Raw genomic sequence first — 1078 nt, forward strand, 5'->3', positions numbered from 1 at the left:
CTTTCAGGATTACATGTATTAATTGTTATTTTATTTTGATAACCACGAATAGCAAACTCTAAATCACTTAAATCTTTTTGTTGAAATTGGTCACATTCTTCTCTTCAATCAATAACTAATTTATATTTATTCAAATCAGCAAAGGCTTTTAATTTTTCTTTCCGACTTGGTGAATGTAAACCTTTACAATATATTTTGCTACCATTTGATAAAGTAAAAGTAAAATTTGATAAATTAATAGTATAAGGTATATTATTTTCATCTAACATATTTCATATATTTTGAAATACACTATCTTTTAAATCTTTACTCCAATACATCCTGGCAACGAAAATTTCGTATGATGTCCTCAATAACTTAAATTTTCATTACCATTTTGAACGGCTAATACTAAACAAGCTAAAATTAAAAAACCAACTGTAACTCATTTAATAATTCCCGTTCCATTTGCTAATTTTTTATATAATTTCATTCCTCCAAAAATAATTGCTGCTGCTGACATATAAATCGCAATTCCAATAAAATCTAATCATAAGTCACCAAATGATCCTCAGTTTGCAGCATACCAAGGTACAGTAACACTTCCATCTGGATTCATTTTTGAAATTCAATCTGCTCCGAATGAGCCCCGAATCAACATCATTACTTGAATCGTAATTAAAAATGGTAAGGAAACATATTGCATAAAAGCAACAAAAATTCCCCAAAATTTACCGAAACTTGTTCGAACATAAATGTATGAAGCTCCATTATTATTAGAATGATGAACTCTGGCCATTTTAGCAAATGCTCACGCACATATTCCTGCAATTAAAACTTCAACTGCAAATAATCAAATAACATGAATTCTAATTGAGTCAGGTTGTGAGATATTTGATAAAATAGCGAAATTCCCTATAAAACCAATTCCAACAGTATAATTAAAGCCTAATCAAACAAAATCTACTAAACTAAATTTCTTATTTAAGACTGCACCCCAAAAAGTAAGTAAAATTAAAAAAGAACTTTACTAAACTTTTAGAGGAGGTGCATTTTTTAATGGCAGGAAAAGAACAAAAATTTAAAACATATACTGCAG

2 protein-coding genes are annotated in these 1078 nt (G+C 28.4%); both read right to left on the bottom strand.

Annotated features, from left to right (window positions below):
• The coding region (locus D9R21_RS06695; RefSeq protein ID WP_158613992.1) for a phage terminase large subunit at positions 1-269 on the bottom strand (269 nt) is incomplete at its 3' end.
• 29 nt (positions 270-298) lie between these two features.
• The gene (locus D9R21_RS06700) at positions 299-778 is read right to left on the bottom strand and encodes an amino acid permease (protein WP_241568817.1); all 480 of its coding nucleotides are present in this window, start codon (positions 776-778) and stop codon (positions 299-301) included.
• Between the last annotated feature and the right edge of the window lie 300 nt (positions 779-1078).

The organism is Spiroplasma endosymbiont of Megaselia nigra (assembly GCF_003987485.1).
GTDB lineage: Bacteria > Bacillota_I > Bacilli_A > Mycoplasmatales > Mycoplasmataceae > Spiroplasma.